Here is a 25,973-nt window from a genome sequence, read left to right on the forward strand (position 1 = left end):
ACCTGGGCATTTAGCGATGCCAGCGGCTCATTCAGAAGGACTATTTCCGTGAACGAACAATACTACGAACACCATAACGGGCTGGCTCACGATCTGGAAGTCATGGCGCACCGCGCGCTTGAGCGCCGCCGCATGCTCGGTTTTTTTGTCTCCGGCGGGGCTGCGCTGGTTTTGGGCGGTTGTGGGGGCGCCGGGGGTGAATCCGGCTCGGATGACACCAGCGCAAGCTCGAGTGATTCCACGGCCGGATCAACGAACTCAGGTACCGCAACAACTGATACCAGCAGTACCTCCGGTGCCTCTGGCAGCACCTGTATCGTCGATCCGACGGAGACCGAAGGCCCTTATCCGGGAGATGGCTCAAACCGGGTGAACGGAAGCCTTGTCAACGTGCTGGCGCAAAGCGGCGTGGTGCGCAGCGATATCCGTAGCAGCTTTGGCAGCTTGAGCGGCACGGCTGAGGGCCTGCCGATGACGTTGAAGATCGCCGTGGTCAATGTCAACAACAACTGCGCTCCGCTGACAGGCTACGCCGTTTATCTGTGGCACTGCACACGTGGTGGAGAATATTCACTGTATTCCAGCAGTATTCAAAACCAGAATTACTTGCGCGGCGTACAGGTCACAGACAGCAACGGCCAATGCGCTTTTGTGAGTATTTTCCCAGGGTGCTACGACGGGCGTTGGCCACACATTCACTTTGAGCTCTACCAGAGCGCCAATACGGCAATGAGTTACTCCAACAAGCTGCTGACGTCGCAGATGGCCATGCCTATGGACATCTCCCGCGCGGTCTATGCAGCCGTCAGTGGCTATAGCGCCAGCGTGTCCAATCTGGCGAGGATCAGCCTGGCGAGCGACAATGTTTTCAGCGACAACACCAGCGAACAGATCGCGTGGCAAACACCAACATTCACCGGAGATACGACCAATGGGTACACCGCGACGATCACAATTGGAATTGCAGTCTAAGGCGTGTTAACTTGCCCTAATACACGCGGGTAGCAATGCGCGGTCTCATGGCACGCGGCGAACCCGCTGATCAATACCTGCAGAGCCTGCCCTTGATTTCCTCCGGCCGCTCCTTAGTCCGTCTGCCATGCCAAGACTGAAACTTCAAAGCAAGGCTTTTTTTGCATTGGCAGCCTTGCTGGTAGCTTTGCTGCTCATTTTTTTAGGGTTTTCGCGTCTGGGGCTACAGCGAGGGCTCGGTCCTTATATGGCCGAAGTAGAGCTGGAGGGCATGGATTGGCTGGTGGCTCGTCTTTCGCTCTACCATGAGCAAAATGGTGGCTGGGAGCCTTTGCTTGATCGGCCAGACGCGTTGCGTGATTTACTCTTACCGGGCGGTGGGGCGCGGCGGCGCGACGGCCCTGGACCGAATTCTCCAGACCATCCGCCCCCACGTCCATTCGATGACAGGCGGCCACCGCCCCGAGAACCGGGGAGTGGACCTCCGCCGTCACCGCCCGATCGTCCCTTCGGTGGCCCGTTCCAGCGCCTGGGGTTGACTGACGCGCAGGGAAAGACAGTGTTTGGCATGGCGCCGCAGCCTGGCGCGGCGAGGCGCACAGTGCGTTCAGCAAGCGGGCAGATACTTGGTGAGCTTGCGTTGTCGCCGGTGAAAAACCTGAAGTCCGAGATGGATCGAGCTTTTGTGGCTAGCCAGATGGGCTTTGTGGCCTGGACCGGGCTAGCAGGCTTGGTCTTGGTACTCTTGCTTTCGGCATGGTTGACGCGGCGCTGGTTGGAGCCTCTGACAGCTTTCATTGATGGCCTGCGCGGTATTGCAGCTGGGCGGCTGGAGACCCGCGTCGCCATCACGAACGACCAGGAGTTGGCCCGCTTGGCGAAGACCTTCAACGATATGGCAGTACAACTAGCCGGCGTAGAGGCTTCGCGCCAGCGTTGGCTGGCAGATGTAGCGCACGAACTGCGAACTCCTTTGTCCACCATGCGTGCCGAGCTGGAGGCCATTCAGGATGGTGTGCACCCAATTGATGAGCGGACTGCACTGCGCCTGCATCGCCAAACCATGCGTTTGATCCGGCTGGTTGATGATCTGCGCGTCAGTCTGGAGAGTTCAGAGGCTCTGCGCTCAGTGAATCATGTGCCAGTGCATCCTCTCTCGCTGCTGACGGAGGCACTGGAGAGTGCTGCACCGCGCATTTCTCAGGCTGGCATCAACTTGACGCATCGCGGGGTAGACGATTTGGGCGCAAGCGAGCGAGCGCCGTTAATACTCGGAGATGCGAACCAACTGCACCAGTTGTTCTCCAATGTGCTTGAGAACAGCTTGCGCTACACCAAGGCAGACGGCCGCCTGGAAGTGGCTGCGGTATTGGAGCGACGAGAAGGAGGTACGGACTTGCGAATATCCTGGGATGACACTCCTCCCGGTGTGGCCTCGCACCATCTGCCTCGTTTGTTTGATCGTTTGTATCGGGTGGACACCTCTCGGGTTCGTGAGGGCGATGGTTTGGGTGGCTCTGGCCTTGGGCTCGCTATTTGCAGCGCCATAGCGCACGCACACGGCGGGCGGATTCAGGCCTCTGCCTCGCATCTAGGGGGGGTACGAATTACCCTATGGCTTCCGCTGCTGGAGAACCCGCCATCATGAAACCTGCGACCATTCTGGTGGTAGAGGACGAGACCGACATGGCCGTGATCATCCTCGACTATCTCCGGCATGCAGGATATGAGGCGGAACACATTCGCGATGGGCGAGCGGCGCTCGAGCGAATCTTGCAGGCACCACCTAGCTTGACGCTTCTAGACATCATGCTGCCCGGCATGGATGGGCTGGACGTTCTTCGTGAAGCCAGGCGCCACACCGCCTGTCCTGTGATCCTTCTCACCGCGCGTGTAGAGGAAATGGATCGCCTCTTGGGCCTGGAGCTTGGTGCCGACGACTATATCTGCAAGCCCTTTGCTCCCCGCGAAGTCGTCGCCCGTGTCAAAGCCGTACTGCGCCGCAGCCAGGTTCCCGAGCGCGAGAAAAGCCTGGTGCTCCTGGCCGAGCAGGGGCGCGCCATGTTGCACGGCCAGGCGCTGCCGCTCACCAACCGCGAGCTTTGCATCTTGCAAGTGTTGATGAAACAGCCTGGCCGGGTGTTTTCGCGCTCACAACTACTGGATCTCGCGTGTGGAGACACGCTGGATGTGAACGATCGCGCCATCGATAGTCACATCAAGCATTTGCGCAAGAAAATCAAGGCAGCGGGAGGGGGAGACCATGAGTGGATTCGCTCAGTCTATGGCCTGGGGTTTGCCTTCGAGCCGGGTTAGCCGGTCCTGACTTGATCATCAAACCAAGAGCTTGGCTTTGAGCGTTCCGTTCATTGTCAGAGTCGAGATGAGTTCAAGAAGAATTTGACGCACTGCCTCTCCTGCGGGTGATAGCGGATGGTCTTCCAGCGAAACGATGGATTGGGTTCGTGCCAGCACTGGGTCCGTAATTTCACGCAGAGCAATGTCTTTCAGGTCAGCCAGTGGAAAGGCATTGCGGGGCATGATGGAGAACGCCAAGCCCTCGCGGACTGCCGCGCGCAACAGCTCGGAGTTGTTGAGCTCGTAACGCACGTTGATGGCACAGTTTTGGGCTAGCGCCGTGCGTTCAATCTGTTTTCGCAGATCTTGGTCCCGGTCAGGCATGACCAAGGGCCTGTCAGCGATCTCGCGGAACGCTATGGTGGTTGATTTGCCGTTGAACAAGCGGCGGTGTCCGAAGAGGCAAAAGCGTTCTTCGAATACGGGTGTAGCCTTCAGACGCGTGAGTTCAAAGGCTGTGGGTAGCAAGGCAAGATCTACTCGCCTGGTTTCCACCATGGACTGGGCTTCCCGTGACATCCCCATGCTCAATTGCAACTGAATGCCAGGAAAACGCTCCGTCGTCAGTTGCAACAACGGCATCGCTACAACAAGCGCCACTGAACTGACGATACACAGGCTCACAACTCCTCTGGGCGAGCCATTCGCCTCACGAACGTCGTCGGGTAGGCGGTCCAATTGTCGAAGGATGGTGGTGGCGCGGTCAAACAGCAACTGGCCTTGCACCGTCAATTGCACGCCGCGTGCATGTCTCTTGAAAAGAGACACACCAAGCTCTTTCTCCATCATTGCCACATGGTGGCTAAGCGCGGGCTGAGCAATATGCAGAGCACTGGCTGCGGTCGTCATGGAGCCGGTGCGTGCTATTTCCACGAAGTATTTGAGCTGCCTGGGGTTCATTCCCCCGCTATTGTCCTCCTCAATGGCTTGCGGCAACTGCGTAGGTGCCTCTAGGAACGTTCAAGCTCTCTCGTCGAGGGCGGTTCAAGATGTTGCTTGGGTACGGGAGTCGCTCCGCCTGCACCCATGCCTGCGGCCGCTTTGATGCCTCCCAAGCGTTCGATCATGGCCTGCTGGTCGGCTTTAGCCATGGCATCGATCGCCTCGGGATCACATATGCGTCGCAGTTCTGCTTCCATCTCGCGAACCGTGCCCGCGTGTAGGGGGCTGGATGCGAGATCGTTCAGTTCTTCAGGATCGGATTCGAGGTCAAACAGCTCGGGCCGGAAGCGAACGTAGTAGTGAAATTTCCAGCGCCCCTTTCGCACCATGAAGCCTGCAGTATTGCTACCTGCTGCATGGTATTCACTGAACACAATGCGGCCAGGCTGGTTGGGCCCGGATGCCAGCTCCAGGAGTGATTGACCAGGCCGGTCCCCCATGTCCTGATCAGGTGGCACGCCTGCCGCTTGGAGAATGGTGGGAAAGAGATCCAGCAGGTCGACGGGCGTGCTGCACACCCTTGGTTCTACACCGGGCCCCGCCAAAATCATGGGAACACTGACGCTCTCCTGATACAGCGTTGATTTACCCCACAGCCCGCGCGTGCCAAGGTTGTCGCCATGGTCTGAGGTGTAGATGATGGTGGTCTCATCCGTTAGCCCCGCATCATCCAATGCCTGCGTGATCAGACCAACGTTGTGATCCAGAAAGCTGCAGAGACCGTAATAAGCGGCGAAAGCTTCGAGCCTTTCCGTTGGACTGCTGAATTGCTTTTCATTGTCCATAAAGTCAGCGTAGGCCTGCACCCACGGGTGGCGTTTATACCCATCCGTGGGGTGCAGCTTCGGGGTGGGGAGATTATCGAGTGGGTAGAGGTTGAAGAACTCTTGCGGGGCAAGCAGGGGGAAATGAGGTGCCACCAAACCGATGTAGAGCACAAACGATTCTCCGTCACGCGTACCTGCGTCACGAATCCAGGCTTGCGCGCGCGAGGTGACTTCCCTGTCGTACGCGGTGTAGGGCGATTCTCCTGCACCGACGCGCTCGCCCAGCATCCGCTTGTCTGAAGGGCTGGAAATATAGGGGTCACGTATGGATGCCCACACCATTCCATGGCCGCCCACGACGTGCATGGGGATGTGCTCTTTGTCGAAACCAGCAGGATCTTCCTCTGCGCGGTAGTGAAGTTTGCCGATACTTTCAACTTTGATGCCCTCACGCTGCAACACATGGCCCCAGCCACGCGGCGTGCCTACATACGGCATGGCGTTATCCCAGTGGCGAGTCTGGTGCACGCGCTGGCCGGTTGCAAAAGCGGCCCGCGCAGGGACGCAGATAGGGCTTGGGGCGTAGGCGCTGGTAAACCGCGTGCCGCGAGCCGCCAGGGCATCCAGGTGAGGGGTTTTGGCGATGGCGTGGCCCGCGCATCCCATGATCCGGGGATCATGTTCGTCTGACATGATCACGACCACATTGCGACGTGGCAAGGAGGTGTCGGAGTGTCCCATTCAGTCCTCCGGGGTGTAGCCTGCGGTCTTGACTACATTGCCCCATCGGGCATATTCCTCATGCAATTGCTTGTCGAGTGCGTCCGCCGTGGAGGTTCGGGGCAGATACTCTTGTTTTTCAAGCAGCGCATTGATTTTGCTGGATTTCACGGCTTGGGTAATGCTCTGGTTCAGTTGCGCAATGACGGGCGCTGGCGTGCCCGTGTGGGCAAAAAAAGCGAAAGTTTCGGTAACCACCAGATCGGGAAATCCGGCTGACTTGAACGTGGGCACACCCGGTAAAGCGGCCAAGGGCGCTTCATTGGAAATGGCGAGGATGCGCAGCTTCCCTGTCCGGTGCATGGGCAGCAAGTTGGGGAGTGTGGTGATGACAGCAGGCAAAGAGCCTCCAATGGCGTCCGTTACGGCCACTGAGCCACCTTTATAGGCCACGTGGGTGAGGGGCACTTGCGATGCTTTGGCGAGTAACTGACCTATGAAATGCATGGCTGTGCCGGCGCCTGGCGTGCCATAGGCGGCCAGTCCGTTGTCCCTGCGGGCCATCTCCAGGAATTGCTCGAGTGTTTTGGCGGGACTATTTGCGCCCACCGCTAACGCAAACCCCATGGTGCAAGCCGTGTTGACGCCCGCAAACTGCTTCAAAGGGTTGTAGCGCAGGTTTTTGAAAACATGGGGATAGAGCGTCAGGTTGCCCATAGGCGACATGAGCAGCGTTGTTCCATCGGCCGGTGCCGCGAGCAAGGCTTCCATGGCCAGGCGCCCGCTTGCTCCGGCCTTGTTGTCAATGATTGCGGAATAGCCGCTGTTTCGCAGACCATCGCCAACTGCCCGAGCCACCGTATCCATCGCGCCGCCAGGGGTGTAGCCCACCAAAATGCGCAGAGTTTTGTCTTGCGCGAAGGAGTGTGGGGTGGCGCAGCCTAGCGCCGATGCGCCCAAAACTCCGGCGAACCGTCTACGGCTCATGCTCATGATTGCTCCTGGGAATAGTTTGCTTCAGTATGGAGAAGCACCTTCCCAAAGAGAAATACTATTTGGATGGCTGAGCTATACGGTTTTCTTTATACCGGCTTGAGATTGGCCGGAGCCATCGTTTTTGGGCTCATGCGGTGTTTTGGGTTGCAAGGCAGGAGGCAGGGCTCGATTGCCGGCCTGGCGGCCACGAAATAGCGCCGCGCGGCCCAAAAGCATCGCTGTCACTGGAACTGTGATCGACAGCAAGATGATGATCAGCCACACGTGCAGCACCAGGTCGCCCTTCAGAACTGAAAAATAGACGATTGATGCCAGGGTGACGCACCATGCACTACCTGTGGATGCGAGTGCAGGGGGATGCATGCGCTGAAAGAAATTCTTCAAACGCACCAGTCCCCAAGCCGCTGTCAGAGCAAAAAATGCGCTGGCTATGAGCAGGCAAGCGACGATGATTTCGGCCCAGAGGGGCGTAGCTTGTTCCGGAGTCATTCTGCACGCCCTGATGCAGCGTTGTGGTTCTGTCGTTTCTCGCGCTGCCGCCTGATGCAGGGTTGATTCGTCATTCGATCACCTCGCCTCGCAACAAGAACTTCGCCATCGCCGCCGAGCTCACAAATCCAAACAGTGCGATCAACAAAGCCGCTTCGAAATAGGTGCTGCTCGAATAGCGGATGCCAGTCACCAGGATCACCAGCATCCCAACGATGTAGATGAAATCGAGCGCAAGCACCCGATCTTGCGCGGAAGGGCCCTTCAGCACGCGCCAAAGCGCCAGCAGCATCGCAACGCCATAGGCGCCTAGCGTAAATATGACGGAGTTGGTCAGTAGTGCGCTCATGATTCAAAAATCTTTAGTAGCGGGGCTTCGTAGCGTTCCTTGAAGTGGGCAATGAAAGCCTCTTCATCGATCAAATCCCAAACGTGAAGCATGACTGAGCTGCCGTCACGCGCGAGTTCGCACCAGACCGTACCGGGAACGACGGTCGTAATGGTTGACAGTGCAGCCAGCGAGGCGGTATCACGCAGATCCAGGGGAATGACGACAAAGCAGCTGTTAGGCGGCCGCTGCTCTGAGCGAAGTACGCCGCGGATGACTTCGATGTTGGAGAGCAGGACGTCATAACCCACATTCATGATGAGACGAGCCAGCACCAGCGGGTGCCTTATACGCGGACGCCCCGGCCGCAGCGGCTCGAAAAGGATCGGCATCAGCAGACCGAATACAACCGCCAGGATGATCTGTCCTGCACTTAGCGAGCGGTTCAGCACCAACCACATGACGATCAACGCCGCGGAAAGCAAAGGAGCGGGAAAGAGTTTTTTCATCGCCGGGCCGTCCCAAGATGAAAAGCAACCCCCTCGGGGGGCAGTGGACCTCGCGAAGCGGGGGAGCGTGGGGGCATCATTTTCATCGCCGGGCCGTCCCAAGATGAAAAGCAACCCCCTCGGGGGGCAGCGGACCTCGCGAAGCGGGGGAGCGTGGGGGGGTCATGTCCTTTTTCATGGGCGACGCAGCCCTCCCTCACCCGAAGCCGTGGGAGACGGCACCGGTTTCGTCGAAATCACCGTACCAATATATTCCTTGGGATCATGGAGTCCGCGCGCCGCAGCATTGGTGTAGCCCATCACGGCTTCAGCCTGCCACACCAGTACGGCTACAAGGAGGAGCATCGCGCCGATGGGAATTGTCTCAATCACGCGCAAGCGCGGAACCGGGCGATTTTGTGGCGCCCAGAAATAACGAACGCCCGCGCGAGACAGGGCAATAGTGGCCAGCAGGCCGCCGCTGATGAGCAATATCAGAAGCACCCACGCCGCAGCGGGAGGGTTTGCTGCAGCGTGGCCCAAACCTGCCGGGTTGAGCAGCGCCGAAAGCATGATGAACTTGCCAACAAATCCCGAGAGCGGGGGTAGCCCGGCGATAGTCAGCACGCAGGCGATAAATGCCAAGCCTAGAAATGCCATGGCAGCGGGAATGGCTCGGCCGATCAGTTCGGTTTCGTCATCATCCAGGTTGACATCTCGGGCCGGCATCAAGTCGATGGGGTAGCCGAAAGCTTCATCCATCTCCAACTCGCTGACATACGCAGGTTTTTCATCCTCCTCGCGTGAGCGCTCGATCAGCTCGATCAACAAGAAAAACGCGCTTATCGCCAAGGTGGATCCGAGCGCGTAATAAAGCGCTCCGCCGGTGACTGCAGGTTGACCGAAGCCCAATGCGGCCATGAGCGTACCGGAGGACAAGACGACACAAAATGCCGCCATGCGTGCCAGGCGCTGCGTGGCTATGATCCCCACGGCGCCGAAGGCCAGCGTCGCCAAGCCTATCCATATCAGAGCGTTGCCGCCAAAAAGCGCCGAAACGCCGGCATCCTGAGGGAAGAGCAGCGTCCATACCCGCAGCACTGAGTAGATCCCCAGTTTGGTCATGATGGCGAACAAGGCCGCCACCGGGGCCGATGCAGCAGAGTAAGCGGGGGCGAGCCAAAAATTCAATGGCCATGCGCCGGCTTTCACCAGGAATGCGATCGCGAGAATGGCAGCGCCAGCGTGCAGTAAACCGCGGTCACTCTCGCCGATAGCCGGCACCATGATGGCCATGTCTGCCAGACTGAGCGTGCCGGTGACTCCGTACAGAATGGCCACCCCGATCAGGAACAGGGTGGAAGCCAGCAGGTTCACCGCGATGTAGTGCAGCCCGGAGCGCACACGTGGCCAGCCAGAGCCATGCAGCAGCAGGCCGTAGGAGGCCGTCAGCATGATCTCGAAAAACACAAACAGATTGAACAGGTCGGCCGTAAGAAATGCGCCGTTCAGGCCCATCAGTTGCAGCTGAAAGAGCGGATGAAAATGAACGCCTGCCTTATGCCAGCGGGCCACCGCGAACAAAAGCCCGCCCAAGCCCAAAATCGACGACAGCAGCAGCATCATGGCTGACAAACGATCCGCGACCAGGACGATGCCATACGGCACCGGCCAGTTGGATGGCAGGTAGACGCCCACGGCCTGAGGGCCGCCCATCCGCTGCGCCCAATAAACCAGGGCAATCGCTACAAGCAGCCCCAGCAAGCATGAAACCACGTTGACCACGGCCTTCAATGGCCGGCGCGTGTCTCCCAGAAGCAGCATCAATATGGCTGTCCCCATGGGCAGCAAGATGGGCACGACGATCAGGTGCGGCATCAACCATTCGATCAGCTGCCTCATTCGCGCTCCTCGCCATCGACATGGTCAGTGTCAGACAGCCCCCGGGAGGCCATCAGCACCACCAGGAACAGGGCAGAGGTGGCAAACCCGATGACGATCGCTGTAAGTACCAGCGCCTGGGGCAGGGGGTCGGTGTAGTTTTCAAGATTGGGAACGAGGCCTGGCGTGACGATGGGTTCCTTGTCTAGTGAGAGGCTGCCCATGGCGAAGATGAACAGGTTCACGGCATAGGAAAGCAGGCTCAGGCCCATGAGCACCTGAAAGGTACGCGGGCGCAGCACAAGCCATACGCCTGAGCCCCCCAGAATGCCGATAACCATGGCGAGAATGATCTCCATTAGAGCGCCCTCCCTATCGGCGCGTCGATCCGCCCTGAATTCAATGGTCCTCCTGAAGCGGCTAATTGATTGTGGTTCAGCGCTCCAGCCTCATCCGATGCCTGAGCTTCCGCGGAGGAGCCAGCGCCATCCTTTTTGGCGGGTTTCCGGTGGCTACGAACTGATTGGTGAGCCAGTGCGGTAAGAATCAGCAATGTGGAGCCTACGACCACTGCAAAAACGCCAGCGTCGAAGAAAAGCGCGCTGGCTATGTGTATCTCACCCACTATAGGCAGCGTCATGTGCGCGGTGTGCGTCGTCAAGAACGGGTAACCAAAAAACAGCGAGCCCAAGCCGTTGCATAACGCTAAAAGCATGCCAATGGCGATCCAGCGGATCACCTTCAGCTGAAGATTGGCCTCCACCCAGTGCGTGCCGGCCACAATGTACTGAGTGAGGAACGCGATGGACACCACCAGCCCGGCCACAAAGCCGCCGCCAGGCTCGTTGTGCCCGCGCATGAAAAGATAGGCCGCGATCACGCCGGCTATCGGCAGCAGAAGGCGCACCAAGGCGGCCGGCACCATCATGTATCCCAACGCGGTGTCTTGCGCCGTACGCGGGTTGATGAGGTCTGAGGCTAGATCAGGTGGCACGGCGCGCTGCTGCGGCGGCAGCTCGCTCACCTCGCCGGGCGGCCTGAACCGCCTGAGCAAGGCGTAAACCGTGAGCGCCACGATCCCCAGCACGGTGATCTCGCCCATGGTGTCAAATCCTCGGAAGTCCACCAGCATGACGTTGATCACGTTGGTGCCACCGCCTTCGGGTAGCGCTCTGTCAAGGAAGAAGGGCGAGATGCTTTGCGGTGCAGGCCGCGTCATCATGGCGTAGGCCAGGGCAGCCATGCCGCCACCGGCAGCAAGCGAGACCGCCAGATCCCGCAGGCGCCGCAGCCGTGTGCGGATACTGGGCGCCTTTTCGTCCACCGGCATGCGTTTGGGCAGCCAGCGCAATCCGAGCAGGAACAAGATGGTGGTTACCACCTCCACCGCCAATTGCGTCAGCGCGAGATCTGGAGCGGAGAACCACATGAAAGTCAGGCTGACGATCAACCCCACGCCCCCCACGAGGATCAGGGCGGCCAGCCGGTGGAACTTGGCCTGGTTGGCGGCAGCTACCGCGCAAATGCAACCCATCACCCATAGCAAGGCCATCGCTACCGTGCCAGGCACACGCGTGCGATCACCCCAACCCAGGCCGTGCCGCAGTGATGCCCAAGCCGCAAAAATGGCTGCCAGCACCACCAACAACATTTGGGGCTGCAGGCGGGAGGTGGAGAACAGTTTCAGCAGAGCGCGTGCGAGGCGATCAAGGCCGACGAGCGTGCGCTGGAAAAGGGCTTGCCCGTCTAGCCGGTAAATCAGTGGCGGCTGATCCAGGCGTCCCGCTTCAAGCTGGCGCCGCAAAAGCATGTACAGCACAATGCCGCCTGCTAACGCGACCAGACTCATCACCAAGGGGCGGTTGATTCCGTGCCACACAGCCAAGCTATAGGTGGGTAAGGCACCACCCACTACGGGCCGAGCGGCAAGGTCGAGTGCCGGGCCAATGCTCCACTGGGGGAAAATTCCTACCAGCAGGCATAAAAGAACCAGCACTTCAACCGGCACCCGCATCCAGCGTACGGGTTCGTGCGGCTCGCGTGGCAGGTTGGTGGAAGGTGTGCCGAAAAGAATGTCCCAGGAAAAGCGAAGCGAATAGGTCACGGCGAATATGCCGGCCACCGTGGCTGCAATGGGTAGCCCGTAGTCGAGCCAGGGAAGCGCGTGCAGATCGATCGTTTCTGCAAAGAACATTTCCTTGGAGAGAAACCCGTTCATGAGCGGCACACCAGCCATCGCTGCGCTGGCCACCAGTGCCAGCGTGCCCGTGATGGGCATAGACTTGAACAGCCCGTTGAGGCGACGAATGTCCCGGGTGCCTGTTTCATGGTCAATGATCCCTGCCGCCATAAACAGAGATGCCTTGAAAGTGGCGTGGTTGATGATGTGAAACACCGCCGCCACAGCCGCCAGATCACGGTTCAGGCCCAGAAGCAAGGTAATCAGACCCAGGTGACTGATGGTGGAATAGGCCAGCAGCCCTTTCAGGTCGTTCTGGAACATGGCCGCATAGGCGCCGAGCACCAGGGTGATCAGGCCTGCGCCACCCACCATCCAGAACCATTGCTCTGTGCCGGCAAGCGCGGGCCAAAGCCGCGCCAGGAGGAATACACCCGCCTTCACCATGGTCGCCGAGTGCAGATAGGCGGAAACCGGGGTGGGGGCTGCCATCGCATGTGGCAACCAGAATTGGAATGGAAACTGAGCGCTTTTGGTTAGCGCGCCAAGCAGTACCAACACCAACATCGGTGTATACAAGGCATGGGCGCGGATTCGATCGCCTGCCCCCAGCACGGCCTCCAAATCGTAGCTGCCCACGATATGGCCAAGGATCAGTACGCCCGCCAGCAGGCACAGGCCGCCAGCTCCGGTGATGGTGAGAGCCATGCGCGCACCGCGCCGAGCGTCTTTGCGATGGTGCCAATAGCCGATGAGCAGGAAGCTGAACAGGCTGGTCAGTTCCCAGAAAAAGGCAAGTTGAATCAGGTTGCCTGAAAGCACCACACCCAACATGGCGCCCATGAAGGCCAGGAAGAAGGAGAAAAAGCGCGGAACCGGATCTTCCTTGCTCATGTAGTAGCGCGCGTACAGTGCCACCAGCAGGCCAATGCCGGTGACTAGCGTGGCAAACATCCAGGCAAAGCCATCTACGCGCAGAACCAGGTTCAAGCCTGCCGAAGGTATCCATGCAACCTCCTGGCGCAGCACCTGGCCTTCCTGCAAAGCGGGATACATCAACGCCACGGTGAACAACGCTGCACCAGCTACCAACGCGGAAAGTGTCGCGGCGGTATTTCGCGCGTGGGTGGGTAGCAGGGCGGCTATCAAGGCCCCAGCGAAAGGCAGTAGAAGAAGTGTCAGCAAATCCATGTGACTCTCAAGTCTAACGGGCGGTTTGGCCGATTGCGGAAAAAAAACGACAAAATAGCGCAGATGCGCATTCTGCTGACCGAAGACGACACCATGATTGGCGAAGTAGTGCTAGATGCACTTCGCGGAGAAGGGTGGGCCGTCGATTGGGTCAAAGACGGTGCCATGGCCGAAACAGCCTTGGCAACGACGTCCTATGACCTCTTGCTGTTGGATCTCGGCCTGCCACGCAAAGATGGCCTGGAAGTGCTGCGTACTTTGCGCGCGCGCAAGCAGAGATTACCGGTGTTGATCGCTACAGCACGTGACTCCGTCGCTCAGCGAGTGGCCGGCCTGGATGCCGGGGCGGATGACTACATTATCAAGCCCTACGACCTCGATGAACTATTGGCTCGTATTCGCGCTCTTTTGCGGCGTGCGGATGGTCGCGCTGAGCCTGTTTACGAGTGGGGAGACGTGGCCATCAACCCCGCCACGCGAGAGGTCAGCCTGGCAGGCCAACCTGTCAGCCTGTCCGCACGTGAATGGGCAGTATTGGAGCCTCTTCTGGCTCGCCCGGGGCGTGTGCTTTCACGTGCTCAGCTGGAAGAAAAGCTCTATTCCTGGCGCGATGACATCAGCTCGAACGCTGTTGAGGTCTACATCCACGGTGTCCGCAAGAAGCTGGGCGCTGGCCTGATCGAAAACCAGCGCGGCCTTGGGTATAGGGTGCCTCAATGAGAGGCCGTTCGAGGTCTTTTCACAGGCGTGTAGTCAGAGCCCTGATTCTCCCCTGGCTTTTACAGCCCGAGACGGCCATTCCATCGTATACCGATAGCTTCCCAACCTGGACGATGTCAAAAGCTCATGCCCTTGAAAGCCCATGCCCTTAGATAGCGCACCTCGGCCGGCGCCTTCATTACGCGCCCGTCTTACCCGCTTGCTGCTACTCGCCGTGCTGCTGATCGCCTGTGTTCAGGCCGCAGTTACCTGGCGCACCGCGAGCACAGAAACTGAAGCCGTATTTGATGCGCAGATGGAACGCATTGCGCTCTCCTTGACTGGTGGCCTGGCTTCAGCCGTGTTGGGTGAAGACGCGCTAGCTCCCGGTTCGGGTGCGGACGATTTGATCATTCAAATATGGCGAGCTGATGGCGCCATGCTTTACCGCTCGCGTTCAGCGCGCCTGCTTCCCCAGCAGGCTGTGCTGGGCTTTGCGAATGTGCGTGTGGCCGGAGCGGCCTATCGGGTGTATGCATTGCAGACCCCTTTGCAGGTCATCCAGGTAGCACAAGATCTCGCATCACGCAGGCAGATCGCGGGGCGATTGGCGCTGCGCGCCGTGCTTCCCATTGCGGCTTTGGCACCGCTTTTGATGCTGATCGTGTGGTGGGTAATCGGCCACGCGCTGGCTCCCGTGGAGCAGCTCCGCCGCCAGGTAGCCACGCGACGCGCTCACGATCTGGCTCCTTTGGCGGTTGATGGCCTACCAGCCGAGGTGCTGCCGCTGGTGACCGAGATGAATGGCCTGTTGTCGCGCCTGGCCGCAGCCTGGGACGCTCTGCAAAACTTTACCGCTGACGCCGCTCACGAACTTCGCTCGCCCCTGGCTGCCCTGCGCCTCCAACTGCAGAGCCTTCAACGCGCGGAAGGGCCGGAGGCTCGCCGTGTGGCGAATGAGCGCCTGCTTTCAGGCATCGACCGCGCCACTCGTCTGGTCGAACAACTGCTCGCGCTGGCCAGGCAGGAAGGGGGCAATGGTGACGCAGTACCCCCATCTTCTGTGAACCTGAACCGATTGGCCCAAGGTGCTGTGCAGGAGTTTGCCAGGGAGGCCGCCACCCGGGGCGTTATCTTGGCGCCGCCTTTGGCCCCTCAGGAGGAAGTGATAGTTTCTGGCCATGAACAGGGCTTGGCCGTGCTACTACGCAATTTGCTGGAGAACGCGTTGCGCTATACCCCTGAGGGTGGCCGCGTGCAAGTTCAAGTGGCGCATGCGCCGCCGAAGATCGAGGGGCCTGGGCTATCTGGCTCCAAAGCACCCCAAGCATGGCTTATCGTGGAAGATTCCGGTCCCGGTATTGCCCCTGAAGAAAGACAGCGCGTGCTCGATCGCTTCTATCGGGTCGCAGGAGCCGCCGGGCACGGCAGTGGGCTAGGGTTGGCGATCGTTAAAGCGGTGGCTGACCGGCATGGCGCCCAGGTAAAGCTGGATGAGTCGCCCGCTTTGGGCGGTTTGAAAGTTACCGTGGAGTTCAGCTAACTTCAAGCCAACGTTCTAAGACTGTGAGCTCCTAAGCTCTGCCTAAGTGTCCGCCGTCATATTCAACTCAACCGTCATTAGACGGCCCCATTGAATAGACGGAAAAAGGACACAAACATGAACGCGATCGAGCTGAAGTCGAAAAAACTCGTAGTTGCACTTTTAGCTGCCGGCGTGCTGGGCGGGGCAGGGGTGACGGCTGTGGACCGGATGAACGTACGCGCCCAGGCGCAACCAGCACCTGTGGCCGCTGCCCTGGCCGCTGCACCCGGAGTGGCTACGACACAAACCTTGCCGAGTTTCGCCGCCATCACGGCGCGCAACGGCCCCGCCGTGGTCAATATCAGCACCAGCGGCACTCAGAAAGCATCAGACGAAGATGAAGACGAAACCCCCGCCCCGCAAGGCCGGTCAAGGCGCGGACAGGAGGGGTCCATGGACGATTTGCTACGCCAGTTTGGCATTCCGCCCGGTATGTTCGGGCAAGCCCCCGGGCAACGAGGCGGCGGTGCTCAGCAACCGCAAGCACGGGGCGTAGGCTCTGGATTCATCATTAGTCCAGACGGGCTGATCATGACTAACGCCCATGTGGTGCGCGGCGCGAAAGAGGTCACCGTGAAGTTGACCGACCGCCGCGAGTTTCGGGCCAAGGTGCTGGGCGCGGATCCCAAGACGGACATCGCAGTCCTGAAGATCGAAGCAAAGGGCCTGCCCACCGTTCCGCTGGGCAGCAGCAAGAATCTTCAACCCGGAGAATGGGTGCTGGCCATCGGCTCGCCGTTTGGATTTGAAAACACCGTCACTGCAGGTGTCGTCAGTGCCAAAGGCCGCTCATTGCCTGACGACAGCGCCGTTCCTTTCATCCAGACTGACGTTCCTGTGAACCCCGGCAACTCGGGTGGCCCGCTGTTCAACTCCGCCGGCGAGGTGGTGGGAATCAACTCGCAGATATATAGCCGCTCAGGGGGCTACCAGGGGGTGTCATTTGCCATTCCCATCGAATTGGCCGCCAAAGTGAAGGATCAAATCGTTGCGACCGGCAAAGTCGAGCACGCTCGCCTGGGTGTCGCAGTACAGGAGGTGAATCAAGCGTTCGCTGATTCCTTCAAACTGCCCAAACCGGAAGGCGCGTTGATTGCCAACGTGGAAAAAGGAAGCGCTGCCGAACGCGCGGGGCTGAAAACGGGCGACGTGATTTTGAAGGCCGACGGCCAACCTATCGTCGCCTCGGGTGATCTGCCCGCACAGATCGGCATGGCGCGACCCGGAGACACGGTGACGTTTGAGATCTGGCGCGCAGGCCGTTCGGAGAAAGTCACTGCCCGCTTGAGTGGAAATAAAGACAAAGCCGAGCAATTGGCCGACGCTGGGAACGTGCAAAAAGGAAAACTCGGTTTGTCTCTCCGGCCTCTGGCTCCTGAGGAGAAGCAGCAGGCACGTGTGGAGGATGGACTCTTGATTGAGCAGGCCGCAGGCCCGGCCGCCGCGGCGGGCGTACAACCAGGCGACGTACTGGTGTCGATCAATGGGCAAGCGGTGAGCAATGCCGAACAGGCTCGCAACGTGATCGCCAAATCTGATAAGTCAGTGGCGCTGCTGATCCAGCGAGATGGTCAGCGGATATTTGTGCCAGTGCGAATCGGCTGAAACTGGTTTTCACTTAAAAAACCCGAGGCGATCGCCTCGGGTTTTTTTATTAGTGTGCCCAGCATGGGCGCACACCTGCGGGTGCAAGTCCCGCCGTAAGTTGATCACAACGAACGAAGTGAAACGCAACTGCATGAGGGCACGAGGGGGCATTGAGCGCAGGAGCGCGCTTGGCAATTTCCCATCGAATGGAACTTGTAACGCCGTTTCGTTACTCATTTGCTGTGGCTACGAAACGGCCTCCAGACGTCGCCAACGGCATAACAGCCCCCGCTATCGAATCTGCTCTGCCTCATCTATCAAAGAAGAAGACATGCCAGGAATGAGCAACCTGTCCGGCGGTATTGCCGGCTGCCGATCCCCTAGGAACGAATCCTCCCCCACTGAGAGCCCCTGCGGAGCATCCTCCGCGCAAGGCTTGCAACGCGACCACGCCTGGATGGCAGAGCTTGATCAGTTACTTGCAACCATCTTGGCCAGAAATAACTCGGTGCCCGTACCCGCTAATGCCGTTTCCTTTGCTATCGCACCTGCACCTACAGCGGCACTATTGCATTCAAATATTCACGAATCCTTTGGAGTTGTGGAAAGCGCAACCGATCATGCCAAGGCGTTCAGGAATTGGTTTCACAGCTTTGCAAACACACTGAGCCTTCTTGGCAGCCGGGCAGGTAACGTACAGGGTTTTCAGATTGCCTCCCCAAGGTATCAGAAGCTCCTTAAGGCGGAACTCATGCGTGGGCAGTTGCAAGCTACCTATTCACGCAACGATGCGGATAGGTTGGAGCGTTCACGCTCGCCCCTGGTCCGGGAGGGGTACGGCCGAGCGGTGCGAACCGGTCTCTGGATGGCCGCCGCAGAAGTGCGTACCGAGCAAATCCGAAAGCTCCTTGGTGAGAGCAGTGATGAACTGAACAAGTTTGTGGTTTACCCGGTCAGCCGAGCGTTCGAGTATCCGGGGTTGACGCTCACGCTATTGTCCAGTTTGGATGCGCTAGACCTTGCGGGCCTCGAAAGCGTTTATATCGAGCCCTTGCGGATACAGCTCATCTTGAAGACCAAGGTGACCTTGCCTGTAATCGATGGTCATTTCGGTCGCCGGGGGTTGCGCGCTTCGCCGAGTGAATGCGCGGAAATTTGCGCCGAAGCCATGGTGAGAAAAATCTGCGAGGGCGACATTCCGGGCGCTCTTGAATCACTGAATGCTGCGTTTCATGACGAGGCCGCAGAAGCGGTCAAAAGCGGCCTATCGAAAACGCAGTGGGCACCCAATACTTTGATAGTGCCCAAAGGCGTAGATCCGTTGATGGGCAGTTCGATTGAGCAGACTCAATTGTTGAAAGCTGCTTACGAAAAGTGCGTTGCCCCGGGGACCGAAGGCTTGCCGTTTTTCCTGCGACAAAATATTCAGGTAGTGCGCAATCTCATTGGCGATATCCAGAAATTTGGCCGGCCCAGTATGCCTGCCATGGTCTGCGCTGATCTCACGGAAGCTTTGCAAACCGTATCCGAACTCGTGTTTCAGGCGGGTTTCATGTCGGGCCCGCGGCTTAACCCGCAGGCTTCGTCACTGCATATGGAGCGCCTTTATCAGGCCATGCAGGAGATTCACCGCATCATCCATTTTCAAAACGATTGGGCCGGGCGCACGACTCGTTTGGATGACGCCGTCGCGTCATTGCTGTTGGGAATATCCGTGGTCACAGGTGTTGGCTTGTCACGCGGCGAGGCATGCGCGTTGCAAGAATTCCTGGCAGTGGAGCGTGCACCTCACGCCCTGGCCATGCTGGATCAGACCCACGCGTCGCTACCGGGTCAGAACTCAGTCGCCTATTTGGCTGGTGGCTACTACGAAACGCCCGGCCTCTTCAATGAGCCCGCTAGCTATCCCTTCGTTACACATCCTGATTTGATCGAGAAAGACTTGATCATCATCGAGCCGCATCCCAACAATGCGGCAGAACCCAGTGTGCAGCCGCACGATCCTGTGGAGTTGATCAAGCATCTGTTCTCAGACGGCGTTGATCACCGCCGCACCGTAGTGATGGATGTCACCTTGAATCATCTCGGAGAAGAGCAAATCTCAGCCGCTCTGAAAGCCGCCAAACCTCACATTGAATCTGGCCGGTTGAATCTGATTCTGCTGCAAAGCGGCACCAAATTTGTTCAAAATGGCATGGATCTCGTCAATATTGGTTTCGCGGCGGTTTTCAACCACAAAGAACACTGGGTAGATTTCCGTACCAATATGGCGCGAAATCGCATGCATGTACCGAACGACGACGAAGGCTATATCGCCCATCTGCTCTCTACCGAAAACCATGCGTCTTCGCTAGCGTATCTGGCCAGAGTTAGAAAAAATACCGCCACATTGCGCGCCACGCTGGAAGAAAAAATCGCGTGGGGCCATGAGACAGAGAATGCATATGAAATATGTATTAATTCTGATGCGAAAACCGTGTATATCAGCTTCAGGCTGACGCAGGCATACTTGGCCAAAAAGCTAAGAATAGAGGGCGCCATGGTATCTCCAGAGGAGCGCGCTCGCATCAACGCCCAGCTATATGAGACCAGGCTTTGTCCGGCCTTTAGAGACTTGGCTGTCGTAGATCGATCAAGTTTCGGATTCAATATCACCAATTTCGGTGAATGCGGGGAAACCGTGCGCATTACACCCGGTGTTGAAGAGCATGCACTGCTAAAAGAGTATGCGATGCGAATAATCAATACTGGTGCCTTGCTTTATTCAGAGCTTGAGTCGATGCCTGCCGTGGAGCGTTTATAGCCACGCATGGCTGCCTGATAACCCCCTCGTGTGCTTAGTTCATGGGTCAGCGTCCAGCGTTCCTAGTTGGTAGGCTGCCGCCTGTACGGTAGTCGGTGCCTATGAAAAGCGCCTCGGAGGGGCGTCGATATGTGCAGCCCTACGCGGTACGACGCACTCCCTTCTTATGGCCGCTCCTGCTAAAGGCGCATGGCGAGCTATCCGCGCGGTCCTGTGCACACATGCCGCAAGGTCAATAATTTCACGGAAATTGCTCTAATTTCCATCGCCACCTTAGCGACTCAGCGGGCGCTGGTGTAACGTGGATGGAAGAGGGGGGCTCAGTCACGTGAATTTCAAAAGCTAAAACCGTAGCTTTTATCACTCGCTGCTAAGTTCTTGGTGATTTTAATCAGTGAGGGATTTTCAAGTGTTTGTAAATAAAGAAAAAGTTTCTCAAATAAAAGAGAATTGGCTCAGCGTGACCTGGGAGGAGCTTGCCACGTTTATTGGGCCCAACGCCCAATCGTATCAACCATCATGGCAGAAGCAGCACACGAATTGGAAAGAGAAGGGGTATGGGGGTTCTGGGCTTAGCTGGAGTTGGCCTGCACTTATTCCTCCGCTTGGAATCCCATGGGCGGTGGCGCGTAAAAATTGGCTGTTTGTGGGTCTGATGGTAGGGCTCATTGTTTTTGTTAATGTCATAGCGTTCATTTGGCCGAAAAGCCCTGACTTCACCTTTATGGCGTTTCTTATTCCGATGATCGCCAAATCCATGTATATCCAGCATGCCGTGGCCCAAGTGGCACGAATTAAGAAGGAAACACCTGCTGGCCCGGCGCGAGATGCGGCACTGACGAGTGCGGGAGGCCTAAATATGAAGCATGGTTATATAGCTGGCGCTGTCTGTGCAGTCTTTTTGCTGCTTATGGTGCTTATTGCTATCTAAGGAACCTCTGCAAAACCCCTCACAGCGCCAGATCGCTACCCCCGGGCGGTCTGCTGCGTTGAATTTTTTGCCAATAGCACGAGCTATTGGCTGCAAAACTCGTCTTGCAGCCCATCCCGCGGCCAGCGCCTGGCATCCGCGATAGGTTTTGCAGAGACTCCCTAAGCGTCAAGACTTTGCGAACGGTCTTAGGCGCCTGCGCCAGATATCCGTGCACACGGTGAGCGCCTTCAATCCAGTGCGCAGGGCGCCTCGCGCGTAGGCGCAACTGGGGAGGGGCTTCTGTAAGAGCCTGATGCAAGCGCGCTTGCCGACTGGAGCCCCAGAACCCGAGGCTGTGAGCTGGTTTTACCCCCTCTCCCGCAGGCGGGAGAGGGTAGGGGTGAGGGCGAGCGGCGTGTCCATGGTGTGTGCCCTTCCGCGAGGTCAGAGGCGTTCAACTGAAACGAGCAGGCTCATATATTCATATTCACATGAAAAATCGGCGGCTTATCACGGTTCTTGGGTAGGGCGCTGCGAGCAAACGGGCGCCCTAACTTCCGTATCCTAGGCACGCGCCCGCATTAGGCCTGCTTCGGCATTCACGTATTAATCGGCGCTCGCGTTCCCGAGCGCTTTCATGGGCACGTCGTTCGAACTTCACATGAAGGGGGCGGCGCGCACGCGCAGAGCAGCCTCCTTCGGGGTCTGCGGTGCAAGTCTCGGCGAGCTGATCGCGCTTTTTTCGGGCTGCGTGCGCTGGAGACGCAAAAATCACCGCGGTCAGGAGCAATGCTGTAGCAATGGCAAGGAGGGGTAGGGCGCGAGTGCGTTGAAGCATTGAAGAGGTGGGGTGGAGTAAGGCGTGTCACACTCAAGCAGCATTCCGCTACCATGCGAATCCGCTTAAAAGTAAACCGAAAAAAGTCGAGCACCTTATCATGCGCCAAGCCATTTTGAAGCTTGAGGAATCCCGGATCCGTGAAGTTGCCAATGCCGGAATGGGACGAGAAGATGTGCTGCCATTCTGGTTTGGCGAGAGTGACGAAGTTACGCCAGAAGCGATCCGGCAAGCGGGCATTGCCTCGTTGCAAGCCGGGGAAACCTTCTATTCGCATAACCTGGGCTTGCCCGCGCTGCGCCAGGCGGTGGCCGGGTACATGAGTGAGCTTCACGGGCCTGTCGAACCAAGTCGCATTGCCGTGACCTCAGGTGGCGTGAATGCCTTGATTGTGGCCATGCAGACCCTGATCGATGCCGGTGATGAAGTGGTTGCCGTCACTCCGGTGTGGCCCAACCTTACCGCGCAGCCCGTTATCTTGGGCGCTCGGTTGCGTTGCGTAGCGCTTGCGCCGGATGCCGATGGTGTCTGGCGCCTTGATATGGCCCAACTTTTGGCTGCGGTGACACCTCAAACGCGCCTTTTGGTCGTCAATTCGCCCAACAACCCCACGGGATGGACCCTTTCCCGGGCAGAGCAACAGCAAATCCTCGATCACTGCCGAGGCACGGGAACCTGGATTCTTTCAGACGAAGTCTATGAGCGCTTGTATTACGCGGGAGACACGAGCAACGGCGCGGCGCCGAGCTTTCTCGATCTCGCGGAGCCCGAGGATCGGCTGGTGGTGGTGCAGAGCTTCTCCAAAAGCTTCCTGATGACGGGATGGCGCCTGGGTTGGCTCGTGATGCCGCCCTCGATGACGCCTCACGTCGGCAAGTTGCTTGAATTCAATACATCGTGCGCCCCGGTGTTTGTCCAGCGAGCCGCGCTGGCCGCTCTGGAGCTCCGGGAGGCAGTGACGCCAGGCATAGTGGCTCATCTGAAGAATTGCCGTGACACATTAGTTCCACTTCTCCAGGCGCTGCCAGGCATCAAGACCAGCAAGGCACCCGGTGGCATGTACGCTTTTTTACGCATCACGGGCTATGATGACTCACTGCATCTCGCCAAGCGTCTGGTTGCCGAAGCTGGTGTGGGACTCGCGCCCGGTCTGGCGTTCGCCCCCGAAGCGGAGGGCTGGCTGCGCTGGTGCTTTGCCTCAAAAGACGTCAAGCGGCTAGAGGAGGGCGTCCGACGCCTCGCCCACTGGTTGCCTCGCCAATAGGGCTCAAACCAAGCCCGGGGCCCGGCCACGAAGAGTGGGCATTCAAGGGGTTTGGAGTGTTCTTTCCAGTGCCGTTATAATCGTCAGGTTTTGCATCTCAGCAAATCGCACGTGGCGTGTAGTTCCGACGCACCACGCAAGTCAAACCATTTGGAACGAAAGCAAGAGATATGATCTCCAAAGACAACAAGGCCGTAGTGGTCAAGGATAACGCACGCGCTGCCAACGATACTGGTAGCCCCGAAGTGCAAGTGGGCCTGTTGACAGCCCGCATCAACGAACTGACTCCCCATTTCAAGCAGCACGCCAAGGACCATCATGGCCGCCGCGGTCTGCTGCGCATGGTGAGCCGTCGCCGTAAACTGCTGGACTACCTCAAGTCCAAAGATGCTGATCGCTACTTGGCTCTCATCGCCAAGCTTGGTCTGCGCAAGTAAGCTGCAACCGATGAAAAACGCCTGAAGCCTTCGCTTGGCTCAGGCGTTTTTTTAATTTTTTTCCGAGAAGTTCGGCTTTGGAGCGAAGCTGTGTCATTCCATCAACCTCCTCGAATCTGAGGTGCATGCTGGAATGGCATCGTGTTCTGAATCTGGCTTCAGCCTCCGTAGCTCAACTTTGAGCTGCCAATTCACCCAGGAGCAAACATGAGCATGTTCAACAAAGTCACGAAGTCCTTCCAGTGGGGCGACAAGACCGTCGTCATGGAAACTGGTGAGATCGCTCGCCAATCGACCGGCGCTGTGCTGGTCAACATTGATGGCACCGTGGTGTTGGCCACCGTGGTGGCAAGCAAGAACTCCAAGCCAGGGCAAGATTTCTTCCCCCTCACAGTCGATTACATCGAAAAAACATACGCTGCAGGCAAGATCCCTGGCAGCTTCTTCAAGCGCGAGGCCAAGCCTAGCGAATCAGAAACGCTCACCAGCCGCCTGATCGATCGCCCAATTCGTCCCTTGTTCCCCGAAGGCTTCTTCAACGAAGTGCATGTGGTCATCCACACCGTTTCGTTGAACCCTGAGGTGGATGCCGATATCGCCGCCATGATCGCCGTTAGCGCGGCCTTGTCGGTCAGCGGTCTTCCTTTCAACGGCCCTATCGGCGCTGCGCGCGTGGGCTATGTCAACGGTCAGTATGTTCTGAACCCTGCACGTTCGGCCCGTGCCGACAGCCAGATGGATCTGGTGGTGGCCGGTACAGAAAACGCTGTGCTGATGGTGGAGTCCGAGGCGCTGCAATTGCCCGAAGATGTCATGCTGGGTGCGGTGGTGTTCGGTCATGAGCAAGGCCGTATCGCCATCAATGCCATCCATGAACTGGTGCGTGAAGCAGGCAAGCCACTTTGGACAGAAACCGGCGCCTGGGCGCCCGAAGTCAAAGACGAGCCATTCATCGAAAAAGTTGGTGTGCTGGCCGAGGGCAAGCTGCGCGAGGCTTATCAGATCCGCAACAAACAAGGCCGTACGCACGCTGTGCGTGAGGCTTATGCTTCGGTGCGCGCTGCACTGAAAGGCGAGGGCGCCGAATTTGATGAAGTCAAACTCGATAGCCTCCTGTTCGAACAGGAAGCCAAAATCGTTCGTGGCCAGATTCTGGCTGGCGAGCCCCGCATTGATGGCCGTGATACACGCACCGTGCGTCCTATCGAGATCCGCAACAGCGTGCTTCCACGCACCCATGGTTCTGCGCTGTTCACGCGCGGCGAGACTCAAGCCCTGGTCGTGACAACATTGGGTACGGAGCGCGATGCACAGCGCATTGATGCACTGGCAGGCGAGTTTGAAGACCGCTTCCTGTTCCACTACAACATGCCTCCCTTCGCTACTGGCGAAGTTGGCCGCATGGGCTCCACCAAGCGCCGCGAAGTCGGCCATGGCCGTCTGGCCAAGCGTGCGTTGGCCGCCTGCTTGCCGGCCAAAGACGAATTTCCTTACACCATTCGCGTGGTGAGCGAGATCACTGAATCAAACGGCTCTTCGTCCATGGCATCTGTCTGTGGCGGCTGCCTCTCGATGATGGACGCCGGTGTGCCCATGAAAGCGCATGTGGCTGGTATCGCCATGGGTCTGATCAAAGACGGCAACAAATTTGCCGTGTTGACAGACATTCTGGGTGATGAAGATCACCTGGGCGATATGGATTTCAAAGTCGCTGGTACGACCAACGGCATCACAGCCCTTCAGATGGACATCAAAATCCAGGGTATCACCAAGGAAATCATGCAGGTTGCTCTGGCTCAGGCCAAGGAAGCGCGCATGCACATCCTCGGCAAGATGCAAGAAGCCATGGGTGAGGCCAAAACCGAAATTTCCAGCTTCGCGCCAAAACTCTTCACCATGAAGATCAATCCGGAGAAGATCCGTGATGTGATCGGCAAAGGCGGCGCTACTATCCGCGCCTTGACTGAAGAAACCGGCTGCCAGATCAACATCGAGGAAGACGGCACCATCACCATCGCCAGCAGCGATGCCGCCAAAGCTGATGCAGCCAAACGCCGCATTGAAGAAATTACGGCTGAGGCCGAAGTGGGCAAGGTCTACGAAGGCCCGGTCGTCAAGCTGCTTGATTTCGGCGCCTTGATCAACATCCTGCCTGGTAAGGATGGCTTGCTCCACATCAGCCAGATCGCCAACGAGCGGGTGGAGCGGGTGGCTGACTACCTCCAAGAAGGCCAGGTTGTGCGCGTGAAAGTGCTGGAAACCGATGAAAAGGGCCGTATCAAGCTGTCCATGAAGGCTTTGCTTGATCGTCCCGCACGTGAAGAACGCGGTGATCGTGAAGAGCGCAGTGATCGCGGCGAGCGCAATGATCGCGGTGAACGCGGCGAGCGCGGTGAGCGCGGTGAGCGTCCACCCCGCGCAGAGCGTGACCAACGCGGCCCTGGTGCCGATGACCGTTCGGCTGACCAACAACAGCAACAGCAGCAGTGATGGCTGATGCCGGCGCGGTTGGAACAAACCGCCCGGCACTCGCGTC

At 58.3% G+C, this 25,973-nt stretch carries 20 protein-coding genes; 11 read left to right on the forward strand and 9 right to left on the reverse strand.

Translation table 11 applies throughout. The annotated features are described in order from the left end of the window. Positions 1–102 precede the first annotated feature (102 nt). The 3 genes from G518_RS0100075 (at position 103) to G518_RS0100085 (ending at position 3,288) form a co-directional block, all read left to right on the forward strand. Positions 103–972 (forward strand): dioxygenase family protein, encoded by an 870-nt coding sequence (locus G518_RS0100075; protein ID WP_084651403.1) that lies wholly within the window; start codon positions 103–105, stop codon positions 970–972. Positions 973–1,099: 127 nt separating this feature from the next. Then, positions 1,100–2,620 (forward strand): ATP-binding protein, encoded by a 1,521-nt coding sequence (locus G518_RS0100080; protein WP_028600782.1) that lies wholly within the window; start codon positions 1,100–1,102, stop codon positions 2,618–2,620. Continuing rightward, positions 2,617–3,288, forward strand: a complete 672-nt coding sequence (locus G518_RS0100085) for a response regulator (RefSeq protein ID WP_028600783.1) — start codon at positions 2,617–2,619, stop codon at positions 3,286–3,288. Before G518_RS0100080 ends, G518_RS0100085 begins: the two co-directional genes overlap by 4 nt. An 18-nt stretch (positions 3,289–3,306) precedes the next feature. On the opposite strand, the gene G518_RS0100090 is transcribed toward G518_RS0100085, so the two are convergent. The 9 genes from G518_RS0100090 to G518_RS33225 form a co-directional block, all read right to left on the reverse strand. Continuing rightward, positions 3,307–4,230, reverse strand: a complete 924-nt coding sequence (locus tag G518_RS0100090) for a LysR family transcriptional regulator (protein ID WP_028600784.1) — start codon at positions 4,228–4,230, stop codon at positions 3,307–3,309. A gap of 50 nt (positions 4,231–4,280) precedes the next feature. Beyond that, a complete protein-coding gene (locus tag G518_RS33215; RefSeq protein WP_051235757.1) occupies positions 4,281–5,780 on the reverse strand; it encodes a sulfatase family protein in 1,500 nt (499 codons plus the stop codon). Next, positions 5,781–6,752 carry a Bug family tripartite tricarboxylate transporter substrate binding protein gene (locus tag G518_RS0100100; protein WP_028600785.1) on the reverse strand — a complete coding sequence of 324 codons (972 nt, stop codon included), beginning with the start codon at positions 6,750–6,752 and terminating at the stop codon, positions 5,781–5,783. Positions 6,753–6,827: 75 nt separating this feature from the next. Continuing rightward, the gene (locus G518_RS33220) at positions 6,828–7,244 is read right to left on the reverse strand and encodes a Na+/H+ antiporter subunit G (RefSeq protein ID WP_084651278.1); all 417 of its coding nucleotides are present in this window, start codon (positions 7,242–7,244) and stop codon (positions 6,828–6,830) included. 70 nt (positions 7,245–7,314) lie between these two features. Then, positions 7,315–7,593: a K+/H+ antiporter subunit F gene (locus G518_RS0100110; RefSeq protein ID WP_028600786.1), complete on the reverse strand. Its 279-nt coding sequence runs from the start codon at positions 7,591–7,593 to the stop codon at positions 7,315–7,317. Next, the gene (locus G518_RS0100115) at positions 7,590–8,081 is read right to left on the reverse strand and encodes a Na+/H+ antiporter subunit E (protein WP_028600787.1); all 492 of its coding nucleotides are present in this window, start codon (positions 8,079–8,081) and stop codon (positions 7,590–7,592) included. The genes G518_RS0100110 and G518_RS0100115 overlap by 4 nt, the downstream gene beginning before the upstream one ends. A 174-nt stretch (positions 8,082–8,255) precedes the next feature. Then, positions 8,256–9,962: a monovalent cation/H+ antiporter subunit D gene (locus tag G518_RS0100120; protein ID WP_036593106.1), complete on the reverse strand. Its 1,707-nt coding sequence runs from the start codon at positions 9,960–9,962 to the stop codon at positions 8,256–8,258. Continuing rightward, complete coding sequence (locus G518_RS0100125; protein WP_028600789.1) at positions 9,959–10,300, reverse strand: Na+/H+ antiporter subunit C; 342 nt, start codon at positions 10,298–10,300, stop codon at positions 9,959–9,961. Before G518_RS0100125 ends, G518_RS0100120 begins: the two co-directional genes overlap by 4 nt. Continuing rightward, a complete protein-coding gene (locus G518_RS33225; RefSeq protein ID WP_084651280.1) occupies positions 10,300–13,311 on the reverse strand; it encodes a monovalent cation/H+ antiporter subunit A in 3,012 nt (1,003 codons plus the stop codon). The genes G518_RS0100125 and G518_RS33225 overlap by 1 nt, the downstream gene beginning before the upstream one ends. Positions 13,312–13,374: 63 nt before the next feature. Here G518_RS33225 and G518_RS0100135 point away from each other — a divergent pair, with 63 nt between their 5' ends. The 8 genes from G518_RS0100135 to pnp all read left to right on the forward strand — a co-directional run bounded on the left by G518_RS0100135 (position 13,375) and on the right by pnp (position 25,927). After that, on the forward strand, positions 13,375–14,031 hold the full coding sequence (locus G518_RS0100135) for a response regulator (protein WP_028600790.1): 657 nt from the start codon (positions 13,375–13,377) through the stop codon (positions 14,029–14,031). A gap of 142 nt (positions 14,032–14,173) precedes the next feature. Then, positions 14,174–15,553: an ATP-binding protein gene (locus G518_RS0100140; RefSeq protein WP_028600791.1), complete on the forward strand. Its 1,380-nt coding sequence runs from the start codon at positions 14,174–14,176 to the stop codon at positions 15,551–15,553. Between the two features lie 117 nt (positions 15,554–15,670). Continuing rightward, a complete protein-coding gene (locus tag G518_RS0100145) occupies positions 15,671–17,200 on the forward strand; it encodes a Do family serine endopeptidase (protein ID WP_028600792.1) in 1,530 nt (509 codons plus the stop codon). Positions 17,201–17,522: 322 nt separating this feature from the next. Further along, positions 17,523–19,985 (forward strand): hypothetical protein, encoded by a 2,463-nt coding sequence (locus tag G518_RS0100150; RefSeq protein WP_156909210.1) that lies wholly within the window; start codon positions 17,523–17,525, stop codon positions 19,983–19,985. 409 nt (positions 19,986–20,394) lie between these two features. Further along, the gene (locus G518_RS0100155) at positions 20,395–20,916 is read left to right on the forward strand and encodes a hypothetical protein (RefSeq protein WP_028600794.1); all 522 of its coding nucleotides are present in this window, start codon (positions 20,395–20,397) and stop codon (positions 20,914–20,916) included. 920 nt (positions 20,917–21,836) lie between these two features. Then, entirely contained in the window at positions 21,837–23,000 is a 1,164-nt protein-coding gene (locus tag G518_RS0100160; protein ID WP_028600795.1) for a pyridoxal phosphate-dependent aminotransferase, read from the forward strand. 170 nt (positions 23,001–23,170) lie between these two features. Then, on the forward strand, positions 23,171–23,437 hold the full coding sequence (gene rpsO, locus G518_RS0100165; RefSeq protein WP_028600796.1) for a 30S ribosomal protein S15: 267 nt from the start codon (positions 23,171–23,173) through the stop codon (positions 23,435–23,437). Between the two features lie 207 nt (positions 23,438–23,644). Continuing rightward, complete coding sequence (gene pnp, locus G518_RS0100170; RefSeq protein ID WP_028600797.1) at positions 23,645–25,927, forward strand: polyribonucleotide nucleotidyltransferase; 2,283 nt, start codon at positions 23,645–23,647, stop codon at positions 25,925–25,927. The last annotated feature ends 46 nt before the right edge of the window (positions 25,928–25,973 follow it).

The organism is Ottowia thiooxydans DSM 14619 (genome assembly GCF_000422885.1).
Lineage (GTDB): Bacteria > Pseudomonadota > Gammaproteobacteria > Burkholderiales > Burkholderiaceae_C > Ottowia > Ottowia thiooxydans.